Genomic DNA, 16,416 nt, shown 5'->3' with positions numbered 1-16,416 from the left:
ATAGGTATAGTTTTCATTATAACGCTCAAATTAACAAAGATAAGAAGAAAAATGGTTTTTATATAGTTAATGGGAGGGTTTATATGAAAGCTCGTATATTGGCATACATATGTATATTCTTTTTATATGTCAGTGTAGGCTCTTATTCCGTTTTTGCACAGGATAACTTATATGAAGAAATTCAAAAGCATGCAAAACAATATGAGATTGCACCGCAAAATGCGATGATTGATAAGATATGGAAAGCCACACCAGGATATAATGGAAGACAAGTTGATATGGAAGCATCCTATAAAAATATGAAGAAGTTAAAGAAATTTGATCAAAAACATCTTGAATTCAAGGAAGTATCACCGAGTGTCCACTTAGAAGATTTATCACCAGCACCAATTTATAGAGGTCATCCGGATAAAAAGATGGTCGGGTTAACAATAAATGTGGCATGGGGAAATGAATATTTGCCTCGTATATTAGAAATATTGAAAAAGCATGATGTGAAGGCGACTTTCTTTTTAGAAGGACGTTGGGTGAAAGAAAATTTACGATTTGCAAAAATGATTGTCGATGCAAATCAAGAAGTTGGAAATCATTCTTACACACACCCTAATATGAAAACGTTATCGTCTGATGAAATAAGAGATCAGTTACAAAAAACAAATCGAATGATCGAAGCAGCTACGAATCAAAAGGTAAGATGGTTTGCACCGCCGAGTGGAAGTTTTCGGGATGAAGTCGTGAAAATTGCAGATGATTTTCAAATGGGAACGATTATGTGGACTGTTGATACAATTGATTGGAAGCGACCTGAGCCAGGTGTACTATTGCAGAGAGTAATGAGAAAAATACATCCAGGTGCTATCGTATTAATGCATCCTACTTCGTCCACAACAGAAGCATTAGATACAATGATTACAAAATTGAAGGAACAAGGATATAAAGTAGGGAATATAACAGAATTACTGGATGAAAAACGTGTAGATTAAATACATTTGCATGACATTCATCCTTAAACTTGTTATCATTAAATAATAGCACTTATTTAGAGAAACTGGCAGTAGGAGGAAAGTTTTTGATTAAAAAATATACTTGTAAAAATGGTGTAAGAATAGTTATGGAGAATATACCAACTGTAAGATCGGTTGCGATTGGTATTTGGATCCATGCAGGATCAAGAAATGAAAATGAAAAAAATAACGGGATTTCTCACTTTTTAGAGCATATGTTCTTTAAAGGAACAGAAACACGTAGTGCACGTGAAATTGCAGAATCATTTGATAGCATTGGTGGGCAAGTGAATGCTTTTACTTCAAAAGAATACACTTGTTACTATGCAAAAGTGCTAGATGAGCATGCTAAATATGCTTTAGATGTATTAGCAGATATGTTCTTTAATTCAACATTTGATGAAGAAGAACTGAAAAAAGAGAAGAATGTCGTATGTGAAGAAATTAAAATGTACGAAGATGCTCCAGATGATATTGTGCATGATATGTTAACGAAAGCAACATATGAAACGCATCCGCTTGGATATCCTATTTTAGGAACAGAAGAAACGCTTAATACGTTTACAGGTGATACGCTACGTCAATATATTAAGGATCATTACACACCTGAAAATGTAGTTGTATCAATTGCAGGAAATATTGATGAAGCCTTTTTACAAACAGTAGAGCAATATTTCGGTAGTTATGAAGGAACGACAAACCGTGAACAAGTACATAGCCCAATTTTCCATTTTAATAAGGTAGCACGTAAAAAGGAAACAGAACAAGCTCATTTATGTTTAGGATATAAAGGCTTACAAATGGGACACGAAGATATTTATAACTTAATTGTATTAAATAACGTTTTAGGCGGTAGTATGAGTAGCCGTTTATTCCAAGAAGTACGTGAGCAACGCGGGTTAGCTTACTCAGTATTCTCTTACCATTCTTCTTATGAAGATACAGGTATGTTAACGCTGTATGGTGGAACAGGTAGCCAACAATTGGATACACTGTATGAAACAATGCAAGAAACATTAGAAACATTGAAAAATACAGGTATTACAGAAAAAGAGCTTATGAATAGTAAAGAGCAATTAAAAGGAAACTTAATGTTAAGTTTAGAAAGTACGAATAGTCGTATGAGCCGTAATGGTAAAAATGAATTGCTACTTCGTAAGCACCGTTCACTTGATGAGATTATTGAAAGTGTAAACACGGTAACAAAAGAAAATGTAGATGAGTTAATTCGTAACATGTTTACAGATGAATTTTCTGCAGCATTAATTAGTCCAAATGGAAAACTTCCAAAAGGAATAAAACTGTAATTACTATATATGATTTAAAAATAACCGTATCTCTTTTAAATGAGATACGGTTATTTTTTGTGGGTATATAGAATAGGTACTAATTATGGATAACTTAAATGAATAATTTGGGTAGGGGGAGAGAGTATGCGATTAAGTGAACTAAGTGGGAAAGAAATTGTTAATTTAGAAAGAGCAGAAAAAATGGGGGTTTTAGGTTATGTGGATTTAGAGGTTGATGAGAAGGATGGACAAATACAGGCTCTTATTATACCTGCTGGGAAATGGAGAGGTTTCAAAAAGGAACCACAAGAAATAAGAGTAGCATGGAGGCAAATTAAAAAAGTGGGGCATGATATGATTCTTTGTGATATTACAGATCGTTCAAATTCGAAGTGAAAGATGGCCATTTTGGCCATCTTTTTTTGTTCATTTTACTCAGAGCAAAATCCAACAGAATATCTTTCCTATGCCGAATTTTGAGGTAGGGCCTTCCTACATACAAATAGCGGGATACATGATAGGTGCTTTTTGTTTTTCAATCACCTAAAACTCGTACATTACATATGATGTGGAGGAAAAAGAAAAAGTAGGCACTTTTCTTATAAATGACAGAAAAAGAAGGTGAATTAGGGAATGTTGACTGAGATGCATATTGCTGTCATAGGAGGAGATGCAAGACAGCTAGAAGTAATTCGCAAGCTCGTTGAATTGGATGCGAAACTTTCATTGATAGGGTTTGATCAGTTAGACCATGGCTTCACAGGGGCAGCAAAAGAAAGTATACAAAATTTAGATTTCACTTCTTTAGATGCAATTATTTTGCCAGTTGCAGGTACAAATGCCAAGGGAGAAGTAGATACTATTTTTTCAAATGAAAAAGTTTCTATAACGAAAGAACAAATTGAAAATACACCAGAACATTTTACTATATATTCAGGTATTGGTACGCCTTACTTGGAAAATCTCGTATCTACTACAAACCGTAAACTAATTAAATTATTTGATCGTGATGATGTGGCAATCTACAATTCTATACCAACTGTAGAAGGTACATTAATGATGGTAATTCAACATACCGACTATACAATTCATGGTTCTAATGTAATGGTTTTAGGATTTGGTAGAACAGGGATGAGCGTTGCCAGAGCATTTCAATCATTAGGAGCCCATGTCAAAGTTGGAGCAAGACGATCGGAACATATTGCACGTATTACAGAAATGATGTTTTCTCCTTTTCATATGCAGAACATTGAGAAAGAAGTAGGGGATATCGATATTGTCATTAATACAATTCCGCATCTCGTTGTGACAGCGAATGTCATTTCAAAAATGCCGGCTCATACGTTAGTAATTGATTTAGCTTCTAAACCAGGCGGTACCGACTTTAGATATGCAGAAAAAAGAGGAGTCAAAGCGCTGTTAGCACCTGGATTACCAGGTATTGTTGCTCCAAAAACAGCAGGACAAATTTTAGCGAACGTTCTTTCTCAGTTATTAGCAGAAGATGTAATCGCAAGAAAGGAGAATGGGGAATGAATTTAAAAGGGAAAAGAATAGGGTTTGGTTTTACGGGTTCACATTGTACGTACGAAGAAGTAATGCCTCATTTAGAAAAGTTAATTGCTGAGGGAGCTGAAGTGCGTCCAGTTGTTTCTTACACTGTTCAATCAACAAATACGAGATTTGGCGAAGGGGCAGAATGGATTAAAAAGATTGAAGAAGTAACAGGTTTTAAAGCGATTAATTCAATCGTTGGCGCAGAACCACTTGGACCTAAAATCCCATTAGATTGTATGGTAATTGCTCCTTTAACAGGAAATTCTATGAGTAAATTTGCGAATGCAATGACAGACTCTCCAGTACTAATGGCAGCAAAAGCGACGCTAAGAAATGGCAAGCCTGTCGTATTAGCTGTTTCGACGAATGATGCTTTAGGGCTTAATGGAGTAAATCTAATTGCACCAACAAGGTGACGACAAAGCGCGAACGCTTATATGTCGCCATCTTGAGGGAGCTTAGGGTAAAGCACAAGTTCGAAATCATCGAGCCTTTGCCACTTTTCTTTCTTATAAACAGCCTTTTCTAAAACCGACTTTAGGAGGCTGTTTTTCTTTTTGGGATCATCTGTTTTAAAGTACAAATCAAGAACATGCTCTACTTGAGGTATTGTATCTTTTTTTACTTTTTCCTTCTTAATTTCTGTTTTTATTTCTTTCTTTAAGTTTTCCATTGTAGAAGTGATTTCATTGATACGATTGGAAACGGCTTTTGATCGTTCTAAAAATATATCTACCGTGTAAACACCACGCTCTAATAAATCGTGTAAATTATTTTTCTGTTTTTGGACATCCACTAATTCTTTCTCAAGCTTTCGTAATGCAGCTTCATTCATTTGAATCACTTGTGTTTCTTTTAATTTGTCACTTTGCTTATGTTTTTCAAAATTAGCTTTATAATTGATATACCATTCTTTTAATGCCTCGAGTAAACGCTTCTCAATTAATTCCGTATAACTTGATTTGTTTTCACAACCACGGTGCTTACAATCCATCGTTTCTTTACGGTTCTTCGGATAACGTTGAACCATACTATAACCACATTTACTACATTTAATAATGCCAGCTAAAGGATTTCTAATGCCGTTCGTATTGTAAGGAACGTGATATCTTGAATTTAACTTTTCTTGTACTTGTTCAAACAAGCTTTCAGGTATGATTGGCTCATGTTTGCCCTCAGCAATAATCCAATCTGACTTATCTTGTCGTGCGCAACTTCTTTTTACAGCATCAGGACGTTTTACTTCTTTTCGCTTTTGCCACGTTACTTTTCCGATGTACACATTGTTCTTTAATATATCCAAGATGCTATAAGGGTTCCAATCATTCCCTAACTTACTTTTGTAGCCAAGATCATTTAACTTGCTCCTAATTGCATTTGCTCCCATATCCTCATTTGCATACCAATCAAATATCATTCTTACAACTGAAGCTTCTTCTGGATTAATCGTTAAAGTACGCTCTCGCTTATTTAAGCGATGAATATCATATCCAAAGGGTGCATGTGTACCAAGGTAATTCCCAGCCTCTACACTAGCAACACGACCGCGTTGCATACGACGTGTAATAATCTTTAGCTCCTTACGTGCCATAAACGCTTCAAATTCGCTGTATTCTTCGTCCCACTCATCATTAAGGTCATAAGTCTTCCTAGGTGTCATAATCTTCGTATTTGAGCGTTTAAACGTCTCTAAAATGATTCCTTGCTCTTTCATACCACCACGACCTAAACGGTCCATATCCATACAAAGAACAACATCATATTTATTATCTTCAATTTCTTCAAGCAGCGCTAACATTTCAGGACGCTTCACTAAGCTCTCACCAGAAACAATTTCCTCACGAACAGCTAAAACATTTAAGTTCATTTCTTTCGCTATTTTCAGCAGGGTAGTGCGGTGCTTTGCTAACGTTTCACCTTCGCCGCGTGCTTCGGCTTCAAGATCAGCACGGGATTTTCTTAGGTAGATTGCGGTTTTCATAGATAGACCTCCTTATTAGTAGTTATTATACGGGAATGGATTGAAGAACAGAAGAAAACAAACTGAAGTGTGAAGAAAATCCCCCTCAAAGAGTCCTAGGAAGGGGGATTTATTTCAACTTTAGTATATTTGTAGCATTTTTCACTATCTTTTTTAAATATATATACAGTATTTTGGGTATGTACATCGTTTTTTTCTACAAGAATCCATTCGTTCTCACTTTTAGTATATAAATGTACTAATTTTAGGTGTTTTATTTTATCATATGTAAGGATTTGCATTAAATAATGATATTTTTTAATTCCACCTCGATTAATAAGGTGTAAGTATAAAATTGCAATTAGAAATATGACTGCTATAAAAGGATAGAAGAAAAGATTAATTGTTTGTTCTTTAGTTAACTTAAGTGCAAATAAATCTTCTTTTAGGGTTAAATAGTATAAAGTCTGAAGATAGATACATGCCATAAAAAAATAACAGTACAAGATAAAGCCTGTATTTTTTGTACAAAAGGCTAAAAACTTTAATACACGATACCAGTTTTGAGGTATCTGAGTTTTTATGAAAGTTAACACTACATAGATAAGAATTATAAGTACAGCTAGGGTAAAAGATATTGTGATGAATTGATAAAATATCTTAGATGTAAGGAAACTTAAGCTGCTTATACTATAAGAAAACGCAAATGCTACCACCTGAAAAATTATGTAGAAGAAAAAGAATGATACTAACAATTTTGTCGTTTTTACTAATAAGCGAGTTCGTTTTGTTTCGAAAAGTAAGTCAAAGTTACTTTTATTTGTATAGGTAATAATAATACCAATTACTGGAGCGATAGTAGCTAGAAAAGCCCAAATTTCTTTAGTGAAAAAAGAAAGTATAGTATTTATTTGTTCCATTGTGATTCTCCTTTACCGCACACTTTCTGAACAAAAATGATATTTTGAATTGTTGATAATCTACTTCATTAGTTCATTTAATTGATCATTGTACTCTTGAATATGAGATTTATATAATTTAATGTCATCGTCTTGATTTTGTCCATTTAAATCACTTCCATAAGCGCTCATTAGCATAACTAACTCAGTAGCAGAAACTTTTAGATAGAATTTTTGTTGTTGAGATAAAGATGTATTGTCAATTTCTTTGGTAAATGCATTCATTTTTTCTCTGAAATTAGATCCGAATACGCCCCAGCTATCTATGTTGTTTGAAGGTTTTCGACTAGTATATTCCGAGTCTAGCTCTTTTATATATCCATCTAATTTGGCTACATAATCTTTTACATTAGTATCAGTAGTAAACTGAGAATCTTCGTTTTTTTCTTTGTTTTTTTGTTCTTTCTCTTGTTTTATACGCTCTTTTTCTTGTTCTTCTTGTTTTTCTTGTTCTTCTTGTTCTTCTTGTTTCTGTTTTTCTAATTTTTCTTGTTGCTTACGTTCCTTCTCTTCTTCTTTTTGTTGCTTTTTCTCTAATTTTTCCTGTTCTTTTTGTTGTTTCTCTTGTTCTTTTTGTTGTTTCTCTTGTTCTTTTTCTTGCTTTTTACGTTCTTTTTCTTCTTCTTTCTGTTGCTTTTTCTCTAGTTTTTCTTGTTCTTTTTGTTGTTTAGCTTCTTCCTTAGCCTTTTGCTGTTCTGGATTGTTAGCATCACAACCAACTAGTCCAATAGATAAGAATAGAGCTGTAAATGGTACTAGATATTTTTTCATCATTAATCCTCCATAATTTAATTGAATTGCTTATGTTTTTTAACAACCATAAGTTTTTAAACGAGCGAATCCTCCGGGAATCCCATGAATCTCTGCAACTTCTTGAATAGACAAACGAGTATCTTCATAAGTAGCAATCATTTCATCTGTAAGTAACAACTCCACCGCAAATGTATTTGCTTCAATTTCTAAGCGATCCACCGAAAAGAATGTTTGGTTACGTAAGAAGGGAGTATTTGCTTTAGGATGGAGCACAGCATGCCCCAGTTCATGTGCACAAACAAATCGTTGAGTGATTTCGTCAATTTGATTATTAATATGAATGAATTTAAACCGCTTATAAGTGTTGTAAAAACCAAGGGTATTCCCTAAGTCTTCAAACAACACGATAATTTCTTTGTTTTTAGCAATTTCAAATGGATTTGTTGTTCCGTGTTTTTCTGTAATGTTTAGTACGAATTCTTTGATGTCCATTAGTTCACTCCACTCAATCTTTTTTATATTTGTTAGGAGTGAATTTTTGTTTAGCCAGTTGCTTTGCCATGCGCATTGAGTTTTCAAGAGAAATACGAATCATTTCCTTTGTATGTTCGTCGGTTGGTTCCCCATCAAACATTAATGCTATCTAATTTCTCTAATGTTTTTTCTAAATCACGCGCGATATCGCGTTTTTTTTTTGGAAAGAGATGATAAGTTTTGAAGTCTACCTAATAGTTCGGCTGTAGATACCTCATATAAATCGGCTAACTTTCCTAAATTTGTTGTATCGGGGTCACGCTCGTAATTTGAAAGGGAATACCAATTTCGCTTTTCTCTTTCTTTTTTTAATTTATAGCCTAATGTCATAATTCCCCCTTCCATTCTATTATTTGTCTTTATGTTAATTATTTTAACAACATTTCAAGTTATGTGAAACTTTATTTGCGAAAAGTTAAATAATCAGTTGACATTCACGTTTCGTGGAATGAGGTGATATTAAATTGGAGATTAATCAAAAAATACGAGAATTAAGAATTTCTAAAGGCATTTCACAGGTATTTGTAGCTAAAGAGCTTTGGATTTCTGTAACAGCTTATAACATGAAGGAGACAGGGAAATGTTCGTTTAAAGCACAGGAATTAAAGTGTGTTGAAAAGGTATTGAATGAAAAACCAGCAATTTTTTTGAATAACAATTCCACGTAAAGTGGAATTGTGGTTTGTGAAATATCTTATATAAAATTAGGTGAAAAATTACAGTAGCTAACATGGCAGTACCAACAGATCGGCAGCATACAAATATAGAAAGCACTTCAAGAGGTGAAACCATGAGCCAACAAGAAGAATATGCAGCGTCTTATAAATTTGGGAAAACGCAAGTTTATGTAGTGGCTCCTGAGCCGAAACCACAAAAGGATATCGATAAAATCCGTAGGGCATATTATAAGGCAAGTTGGGCCATCATCGATGAATTGCAAACAAAAGAAAATATTGAGGAGTAATTCCTCTTTTTTGTGAAAAAAAGAGACAAGTTAACTTGTAATTACATTTTAATGAAATAACATAAGAATAATTAAATGTTTTTTGCGTATTGTGAGAGGGAAGCAAATGTTGCGAATTACAGCAATCTTAACGAGTGTTTTACGTTAAGGTTACATTCGGATATTTTAGTTTTTGACAAAGATTGAAACATAAATTTACTTTAATGACAAAAGTAGGCGATTGAGTGACATGTTTACGTAAGGATAAATAGAAGTTAGTTTATGAATTGTGGTGTAAATTAGATACGGCAGAAGAACAGTTTGTACATACGGATATGTTTAATAAAAATAAAATAGAAATATATGGTACTGTTGAAAAGTATTTAAAGACTGAGGGTGTTTTCGTTAGCGGCAGTTTAAACGAGAAGTTCAATGAGGGAGAGTAATGTTGTTAAGTTACTTTCCTCTAAACTTCATACAATTTGAATTTTGTAGAAAAGTGGGGAAGTAAGAAATGAAAACTTCCATAGGGAATATAACTTTGAATCCTAAAATAAAATATCTCTTCTTAGGATATTATTGGGTATTCGGCTTTAAAGAAGTTAAACACAAATGTTTAAGGGGTGGAAAAGATAGATATTGAATAAAAGTGTTATTGAATTACAAAAGGGGGAAATGAGAAATGAAGTTGAAACAGGGCAATAAAATAGTAATACATACATGTGTGGAAGCCGGGCATTACAACGGTAAAATTTGGACTTGTAGAACGGATTAATTTGCAACGACTAACGGATCACAAGTTGTGTTTCTAGAAGGTTTCAGTGGTGGTTATCAAAATCGATTGCAAAGAGTTTGAGTGACTACCAAGCTAGAATCGTATAAAAAAGATTCAATGGGGTGTTAGGGACAAAATTCAGTAAAGTTGACATGAATCTTATTTAGGACAGGTTAGGTAATGATGTCGATAAATCATTATGTATCGAATTTGTTGAATCGAATTATGACTTGGCACTATTACAACGATATAGGAGAAAGAGAGATGATGGGGTTCAATCTGTTCCTCCATAAACGGTGGAAGAGAGACGGTTATCTTTCATGGACAGCATAATTGATGGGAATGCTGCTCATAACAATAGCGATTGTAATAGCATGGATAGTTATTACAGTTGGTGGAACTATATAGGGATTAATTCAATGAATAAAAAATAAAACAAAATAAGTTATTTTAATACAAATTTAGGAACTAAGAGATGGAGAGAATACTATGGGTTTTAGAGACGGAAAAATATTTTATCGGAGTTGAATAATTAAGGGTATGAAAGTAAAATTTACCTAAAAAAAGTTTTTTTGGTAAATTTTAATAAAAATATGGTTTTTGTTACAGGTTTTGTGCTATTATAATTGAGTAATATGAATATTAAAAATAATCGAAGTGTTTAAGGGGGAAATTTAATGGGGATGAAAAAAGTTTTAAGTATTTTGACTGTTAGTGGTGTTTGTTTAACTAGTTTTTCTAATGTAGGAATGGCTGAAACGTCTAATGAAAGCTCAAAACAATTAGACGCAATTACTCAAAAGGTTCAAGAGGCTAATTTTGCAGAGTTAGAGAAAAAATGGTTAGAAGAGTTAAAGAATGATCCGTATATTCAAGAGTACAATAATCGTACGCCTGAAGAAAAAGAGGCATTTATTAGAGGGATTGAAGCAGCTTCGCAAAAATCTGAAGAGGCCCAAAATAACCAGAAACGTGAAGGGGAATCAGGTGTACAAAGAGCATGGTCTGGTCCTAAGCTTGGTACAATGGGAGACGTACTAGTAACATTAGATAATGGGAAAGATATTGGTGGTTGGAATCCGAGATGGGGACATGCAGGAATTGTTGCGGATGATAATAGTTGGGTGTTTGAATCAAATCCTAATGCACAACAAGGGCAATCAGCAGGTGTGCAAAGATTAGGTAATTATTGGAATCATTCTTATAGTGATAAATCAGCTTCTTATATAAGAGGCGCAAATACAGAACAATATCGCTCGGCCCAGCACTATGCTTTTTTACAGTGGAGAGCAGCAAAACCGTATTCTATCGTGGATGGTCTACGTAATGAAAGAAGTTTTTATTGTTCTAAACTAGTTTGGATGGCATGGTTGAAACAAGGTTATGATTTAGATGTTAATGCATGGAACGGTGGAGTGTGGCCATGGGAATTGAGAGAGTCAAGTAAAACGGTAGAATACTAAAATGAAATATAGATATATTATTATTATTTTAGTTATAGTAATTTGTTGCCCAGCTATCTATTTTTATATGAGTAGCAATAAGCAGGATAAGATTTCAACTACACCTTCTACATCAAAGAACAATTTGTTATTTACAGATATTGGAGTTTTGTATTTTAAGCCTAATATTTTACCATACTCTGAATATGTATTCATTCAGGAGGCTAAAGAACAGTCTTCAACAAAAATTGACGGAACAGCTTTCTATTTTGAAGATACTGATAAATACAAAGGTAAGCGCGTAATACAGTCGTTTATTGAAGGTAAACGAGTTTTTATTCAAGGGGACAATAAAAATTTTGATATAGAAAAAGAAAAGAACGGTATTTCTGCACGATATCAAGATGAAGAGATTGATATTGTTGGTTACAATGATGGATTAGATGATTCGACTTTAGAAATTGTTAGTAGCAGTGTTAATCACCAGATAAAATTAAAAGGGGTAATTGTTCAAATTCACTATGATTCTAGTAGAGGGAAAATTTATATCTATGGTGATAAAGTTACAGATGATCCTGATAGTATATATGTTGTTGATGTGAATTCTGGAAAAGAGGAAGAATTCAGTTTGAAAACATCTAATATAGGTATGCCTAAAAATTTTGAAGTAATAAATGATAAAATTATTTTTAGTACAAGTGGTAAAGCTGGTACGCCGGGTACTCCAGATGGAGCTAAGAAACCGCAGGGAGTAATTCCTGGTGCCCTAGTAGAATTCGATAAAAATACAGCGGCTATTAAAGAGATACCTTTACCTTATGTAGAAACACTGGGTTTTTATCCATATAAAGACAAATTCATTGTAACGTTTGGTGAAGGATATATTGTAGAAATAGATAAAGAATATAATGTAATAAAAGAACATAATGTGACAGATTCTAAGTATGTATGGATAAGAACGAGAATAAAAGATAATTTCATATATGCTTTAACACCTGGTAGTCAAACTGCCTCTGAAAAGAATGTATTATTTGCTTATGATTTAGAGAATGATATGAAAGAATATAAAATGACATTACCAAGTAAAAAAGCATATGCACTGGATTTCGTAGTAGGAACTGTTTCTAAATAGTTATTATTATAAAAGCAGCAATGAAAAAGTAAATGTATAAAAATATAAGGTTTAATGTACTGAGAAAAAGGAAATCAAACTGACTAGTTTGATTTCCTTTTTTATACTTTGTTTTTTTATTAGAAGATATATTAATTGTCTGGATATTTAAAATTGTAATTTTGATAAATTGGTTACCAAAGGTTTGTTTGTTAAGGTAATTTTAAATAAAATAATCCTTTTCAAGAGGGATTAAGAAATATGAATTGAATATAAGAATAATTTGGTGTTTGATATGTGAGATTGGTGTAAAATAAGATAAGAAAAATTTATTGAGTTGAGAAAGATATTCTGAAAATTAAAGAGGATGAATGATATGGGAATGAGAAATACTTTCATGGTATTTCAATATGAAGTAACTAGTGAGAAGATACAACAGATAACGTCAGAGGAAAAGAGAGAGGGGTATGAACTTATATATGAAAATTACATAGAGTGTATTGAAGGGCTGGGTAAAAAACCAGATAATATGAATGATTATTTTTCTTGGGCTTCAAAAAAATTAGATATTAATGTTATTTATTATAAAAATGGTAGAAAAATTCATGAAATTTTCTTTTTTTCAAAAACAGATAAATTAGGAACAATAATTCTTTATGATTTTACTCAACAAAAAATTCCTTATGAAATTACTAGTTTAGATGAACGTTCTATTATTTCATTTTTAATTCAAGAGGAGAAAATTAATATTACTCCTGAAAAAATTATAGATGCTGGTGTGTTTTTTGCTGGTGATATTAGAGAGTTAGGTAGCCGACTTTTTGAGAGAGAATATGACCGTAATTGGAAGCCGCAACTCAGTACTGCTTTTGAGAAAGTTTCTTTTAATACACTAAAAATTCATAAAGAAATCTATGAATTTGCAGAAATGATTAAAACAATTAATAATGATCAATTCACTTTAGAATTAGAGGAATGTATTGATGCATACGAGAATGAAAAGTTTTTTGTATGTGCAGCTGGTTTAGGTAGTGTGCTAGAACATTTACTATATTTATCAATTGAGCAACATGTTTCAGAAGATGCTATCAAAACAAATGAAAATTCGACCGCTGGTGAATATATTGGACAGTTAAAAAAAGAACCATTTAAAATCAATAAAAGAGATGTAAGCCATTTGAAAAATATCTTTGCTTATAGAAATAGTGTTTCGCATTTTAATAAAGGAATTTTTTCGAAAGAAATGTGTGATCACCTTTTAGGCGGGATTAAAACGGCCTTTGATAAGTATTATATGTTCAAAAAAAATACGTAAGTAAATTAATGGTATAATAGAAATTAAATATTTAGTCCTACTGGAAGAACCAGCGGACATCGAACTATAAGAGTGTCAGCAATGTTGCTCTGTAGTTTGGTGTCCGCTTTTTTTTATTTTGCTTAGAGGTGATGGGAATGAAAAAGATTCGTAATCAGCAGCAAAAGAAATAGAATAGGCAGCATAAGAAAGAAAAGTTAAGCATTCGAGATATAGAGGAATTAATGGGCATCCGTAAACCAAGATATGAGCGCGGTCATGGCGGAGCCCTTAGACAAAAATAAAAACCTTGAAGGAATTAATATGAAAAAACAATTATCATTCAAAATGCCAGTTGTAGATGGAAAGAGAACGAAACAAGCGGTTGAAGAAGTATTCGAAGTGTATCGTCAGTATTTAGCAACAATGCCAAGTGATATCTTACCTAAAGTTACACCAGCTTATTCTATTATTCCTCCATCATTTACAAATGCATTTCATAGTTCTACAGAAGAGATTGCTATTGAAAGAATAGAATACGGGCAGGAACGAAACGAATTCATGAGTTGGATCTACGATGGTGTCAATCGTCTAAAGGATGATGAGCATCGAATAATATTAGAAAGATTTATGGGAGACCTACCAGGGTATGATCCTGATATTTGGCTAGATCTAGGAGTGGGAAAAACAAAGTATTACAAATTGAAAGGACAAGCATTATTACGGTTGGCTTTCATTTTAAAAATAGAAGTATATAAAAAGAATCATAGACAGGCAGAGGTGAAAAGAGCATGAATTTAGTTCAGCCAATTCGTGATAAAGAAGCTATTCAAGAAATTAAAGAATTTTTTAAGGAACAGAATGAGCGTAATTACATTTTGTTCCTTTTAGGTATTAATACTGGATTACGGATTTCTGATATATTGCGTCTTCGAATACGTGATGTAGAAGGCTGGAGTATCTTCATCCGGGAAAAGAAAACAAAGAAAGTTAAAGAAGTGAAGATGCCGTCTGAACTAAAGAGAGCGATAAGAGAATATGTGAACGGAAGGCCGAAGAATGAATTCCTTATTAAGAGTAAAAACGGTAAGAACAAACCAATTACTAGATCCATGGCATATGTGATATTGAATCAGGCAGCAAGGGAATTTGGCTTGGAGCGAATTGGTACTCATTCACTTAGAAAAACATATGGATATCATCACTATAAGCAGTTTAAAGATGTAGTTGTTTTGCAGCGAATGTTAAATCATAAGGATCAAAAAGAAACATTGAGGTACATTGGAATAGAACAAGATACATTAAATGATTATCAAAAGAAATTCAGAATCTAAGAATTTTATTTTTTTATGTAATTTTTGAATTTGCTACAAAAGAAAAGTGTCGAATTGGTTTTGCTGATGTACTGAAAAGTTTGATGTTTCTAAGCTGAATTGCGATGGGTTAATTCAACACAATATGACTTGTAGCGAATTCATTTTTAAAGATAACAGATAAAATTCAACCAAAAAATATATATAAAGCTTGAAAATGTATTCGTTATTAATCTGTTTTATATAGTATTTGAGATTATGTGGCATAGAATTCCTCGTTTGACATAAAATTTGTTTATAAAGATAATTAAAGAGATTAATATTGGAAGGAGAAATATATATGAAAGAAGTAAAGAAAAATTTTAAGATTATTTTTTATTTTGATAACGAGAATACAAGAAGTTTAGTAGTTGAGGCTGCTAATCGCAATGAAGTAATTCAGGGTATTGAAACTAGTAAATGGTATGGGGATGAAGATGTAAGAGTTAACCTAGTAAATGTGACACACTATAAGATTAGAGAACTAAGATAAATACTGTTTTAGAAAAGCTGCTTGTATTAAAGAGTAGCTTTTTTATTTGTAAAATGCGAACGATTCGTGAACGATTTACGAACTTTTCGCGGAGGATTTGCGAACGATTTGCGGACGAAATTAGTTTTTAGATGTGTTATATTTGTATTGTGAGAAACGGCGGAAAACGTTTTTTACATTTCTTTATAATTCAAATGGATCGTAAGGACCATGGGTGATAGTGAGGATTAAATGATATGTTGTTTCTCGATTTTAATTCCAAAATCAAAACCTGTTGTTAATACGAGGAAGGGCTTTTGCTCTTAGGTTAGAGGTATATGAAACAGAAGAGAGTATTGGAGGGTACGAACAATGAATTTTGTGCAACCTATTCGAGATCTAGAGCAAATACAACAGATTAAAGAATATCTGAAAGAAAACAGCGAACGTAATTTTATTTTGTTTGTAATGGGAATTAACACAGGTTTACGTATTAGTGACATTCTCAAATTGAAGATAGGTGATTTAAAAGGTAGCCATATTTCAATGAGAGAAAAAAAGACTGGGAAACAAAAACGCATTCAGTTAACTCCAGCGTTAAAAAGAGAACTACGTTAGTACATTGAAGAACGAGATGACAGTGAGTATGTAATTAAGAGTCGGGAAGGTACTAATAGACCAATCAGACGCAGTATGGCTTATAAGATACTCAGAAGCACGGCAGAAGAGTTTGGATTGAAGGAAATAGGCACTCATACATTAAGAAAAACATTCGGTTACCATATGTACATGCAAACAAAGAATATCGCTTTACTGATGGAGATATTCAATCATTCAAGCGAGAAAGTTACACTTAGATATATAGGTGTAAACCAAGATGCAATGGATAAAGCTATGACGCGATTTAAAATATAGCAGCATCCTTTTTATTGTTTGTTTTTTACAGTTAACCATTTTTATTGTGTTGTGTA

General features: G+C 32.9%; 16 protein-coding genes and 3 pseudogenes. 14 read left to right on the top strand and 5 right to left on the bottom strand.

The window, feature by feature from the left end; translation table 11 throughout:
* The first annotated feature begins 83 nt into the window (after positions 1 to 83).
* From NLJ82_RS18420 to dpaB, 5 genes and pseudogenes are all read left to right on the top strand, one after another.
* Complete coding sequence (locus NLJ82_RS18420; protein WP_000647527.1) at positions 84 to 983, top strand: polysaccharide deacetylase family protein; 900 nt, start codon at positions 84 to 86, stop codon at positions 981 to 983.
* Positions 984 to 1,069: 86 nt separating this feature from the next.
* A complete protein-coding gene (locus NLJ82_RS18415; RefSeq protein ID WP_000592995.1) occupies positions 1,070 to 2,311 on the top strand; it encodes a M16 family metallopeptidase in 1,242 nt (413 codons plus the stop codon).
* 126 nt (positions 2,312 to 2,437) lie between these two features.
* Entirely contained in the window at positions 2,438 to 2,689 is a 252-nt protein-coding gene (locus tag NLJ82_RS18410) for a YlmC/YmxH family sporulation protein (RefSeq protein WP_001239754.1), read from the top strand.
* 237 nt (positions 2,690 to 2,926) lie between these two features.
* Positions 2,927 to 3,829 carry a dipicolinic acid synthetase subunit A gene (dpaA, locus tag NLJ82_RS18405; protein ID WP_000954725.1) on the top strand — a complete coding sequence of 301 codons (903 nt, stop codon included), beginning with the start codon at positions 2,927 to 2,929 and terminating at the stop codon, positions 3,827 to 3,829.
* Positions 3,826 to 4,251 (top strand): annotated as a pseudogene (gene dpaB, locus NLJ82_RS18400) (dipicolinate synthase subunit B); the annotation flags it as partial. The gene dpaA and the pseudogene dpaB, both read left to right, overlap by 4 nt.
* Positions 4,252 to 4,283: 32 nt before the next feature.
* Here dpaB and NLJ82_RS18395 read toward each other — a convergent pair.
* The 5 genes and pseudogenes from NLJ82_RS18395 to NLJ82_RS18375 all read right to left on the bottom strand — a co-directional run bounded on the left by NLJ82_RS18395 (position 4,284) and on the right by NLJ82_RS18375 (position 8,386).
* A complete protein-coding gene (locus NLJ82_RS18395) occupies positions 4,284 to 5,831 on the bottom strand; it encodes a recombinase family protein (RefSeq protein ID WP_254754577.1) in 1,548 nt (515 codons plus the stop codon).
* 95 nt (positions 5,832 to 5,926) lie between these two features.
* The gene (locus NLJ82_RS18390) at positions 5,927 to 6,730 is read right to left on the bottom strand and encodes a hypothetical protein (RefSeq protein WP_254754575.1); all 804 of its coding nucleotides are present in this window, start codon (positions 6,728 to 6,730) and stop codon (positions 5,927 to 5,929) included.
* Positions 6,731 to 6,790: 60 nt separating this feature from the next.
* Positions 6,791 to 7,540 (bottom strand): hypothetical protein, encoded by a 750-nt coding sequence (locus NLJ82_RS18385; RefSeq protein WP_254754573.1) that lies wholly within the window; start codon positions 7,538 to 7,540, stop codon positions 6,791 to 6,793.
* A 39-nt stretch (positions 7,541 to 7,579) separates the two neighbouring features.
* The gene (locus NLJ82_RS18380; protein WP_254754571.1) at positions 7,580 to 8,014 is read right to left on the bottom strand and encodes an ImmA/IrrE family metallo-endopeptidase; all 435 of its coding nucleotides are present in this window, start codon (positions 8,012 to 8,014) and stop codon (positions 7,580 to 7,582) included.
* Positions 8,015 to 8,027: 13 nt separating this feature from the next.
* Positions 8,028 to 8,386 (bottom strand): annotated as a pseudogene (locus NLJ82_RS18375) (transcriptional regulator).
* A gap of 134 nt (positions 8,387 to 8,520) precedes the next feature.
* Between NLJ82_RS18375 and NLJ82_RS18370 the strand changes: the two are divergent.
* The 9 genes and pseudogenes from NLJ82_RS18370 to NLJ82_RS18330 all read left to right on the top strand — a co-directional run bounded on the left by NLJ82_RS18370 (position 8,521) and on the right by NLJ82_RS18330 (position 16,360).
* The gene (locus tag NLJ82_RS18370) at positions 8,521 to 8,724 is read left to right on the top strand and encodes a helix-turn-helix transcriptional regulator (RefSeq protein ID WP_254754569.1); all 204 of its coding nucleotides are present in this window, start codon (positions 8,521 to 8,523) and stop codon (positions 8,722 to 8,724) included.
* Positions 8,725 to 8,771: 47 nt separating this feature from the next.
* Positions 8,772 to 9,020, top strand: coding sequence for a hypothetical protein (locus tag NLJ82_RS18365; RefSeq protein WP_254754682.1), 249 nt, complete (start codon positions 8,772 to 8,774; stop codon positions 9,018 to 9,020).
* A gap of 1,431 nt (positions 9,021 to 10,451) precedes the next feature.
* Positions 10,452 to 11,237, top strand: a complete 786-nt coding sequence (locus NLJ82_RS18360) for a hypothetical protein (RefSeq protein ID WP_254754567.1) — start codon at positions 10,452 to 10,454, stop codon at positions 11,235 to 11,237.
* 1 nt (position 11,238) lies between these two features.
* The gene (locus tag NLJ82_RS18355; RefSeq protein ID WP_254754565.1) at positions 11,239 to 12,348 is read left to right on the top strand and encodes a hypothetical protein; all 1,110 of its coding nucleotides are present in this window, start codon (positions 11,239 to 11,241) and stop codon (positions 12,346 to 12,348) included.
* A 355-nt stretch (positions 12,349 to 12,703) separates the two neighbouring features.
* Positions 12,704 to 13,642, top strand: a complete 939-nt coding sequence (locus NLJ82_RS18350) for a hypothetical protein (protein ID WP_254754563.1) — start codon at positions 12,704 to 12,706, stop codon at positions 13,640 to 13,642.
* A 303-nt stretch (positions 13,643 to 13,945) separates the two neighbouring features.
* The gene (locus tag NLJ82_RS18345; RefSeq protein ID WP_254754562.1) at positions 13,946 to 14,416 is read left to right on the top strand and encodes an ArpU family phage packaging/lysis transcriptional regulator; all 471 of its coding nucleotides are present in this window, start codon (positions 13,946 to 13,948) and stop codon (positions 14,414 to 14,416) included.
* Entirely contained in the window at positions 14,413 to 14,955 is a 543-nt protein-coding gene (locus NLJ82_RS18340; protein ID WP_254754560.1) for a tyrosine-type recombinase/integrase, read from the top strand. Before NLJ82_RS18345 ends, NLJ82_RS18340 begins: the two co-directional genes overlap by 4 nt.
* A gap of 319 nt (positions 14,956 to 15,274) precedes the next feature.
* The gene (locus NLJ82_RS18335) at positions 15,275 to 15,466 is read left to right on the top strand and encodes a hypothetical protein (protein ID WP_254754558.1); all 192 of its coding nucleotides are present in this window, start codon (positions 15,275 to 15,277) and stop codon (positions 15,464 to 15,466) included.
* Between the two features lie 351 nt (positions 15,467 to 15,817).
* Positions 15,818 to 16,360 (top strand): annotated as a pseudogene (locus NLJ82_RS18330) (site-specific integrase).
* The last annotated feature ends 56 nt before the right edge of the window (positions 16,361 to 16,416 follow it).

It is taken from the genome of Bacillus paranthracis (assembly GCF_024296885.1).
In the GTDB taxonomy this organism is placed as follows: Bacteria; Bacillota; Bacilli; order Bacillales; family Bacillaceae_G; genus Bacillus_A; species Bacillus_A paranthracis.
The sequence above is the reverse complement of the archived record's forward strand: the minus strand, read 5'-3'. Positions and strand labels throughout refer to the sequence as shown.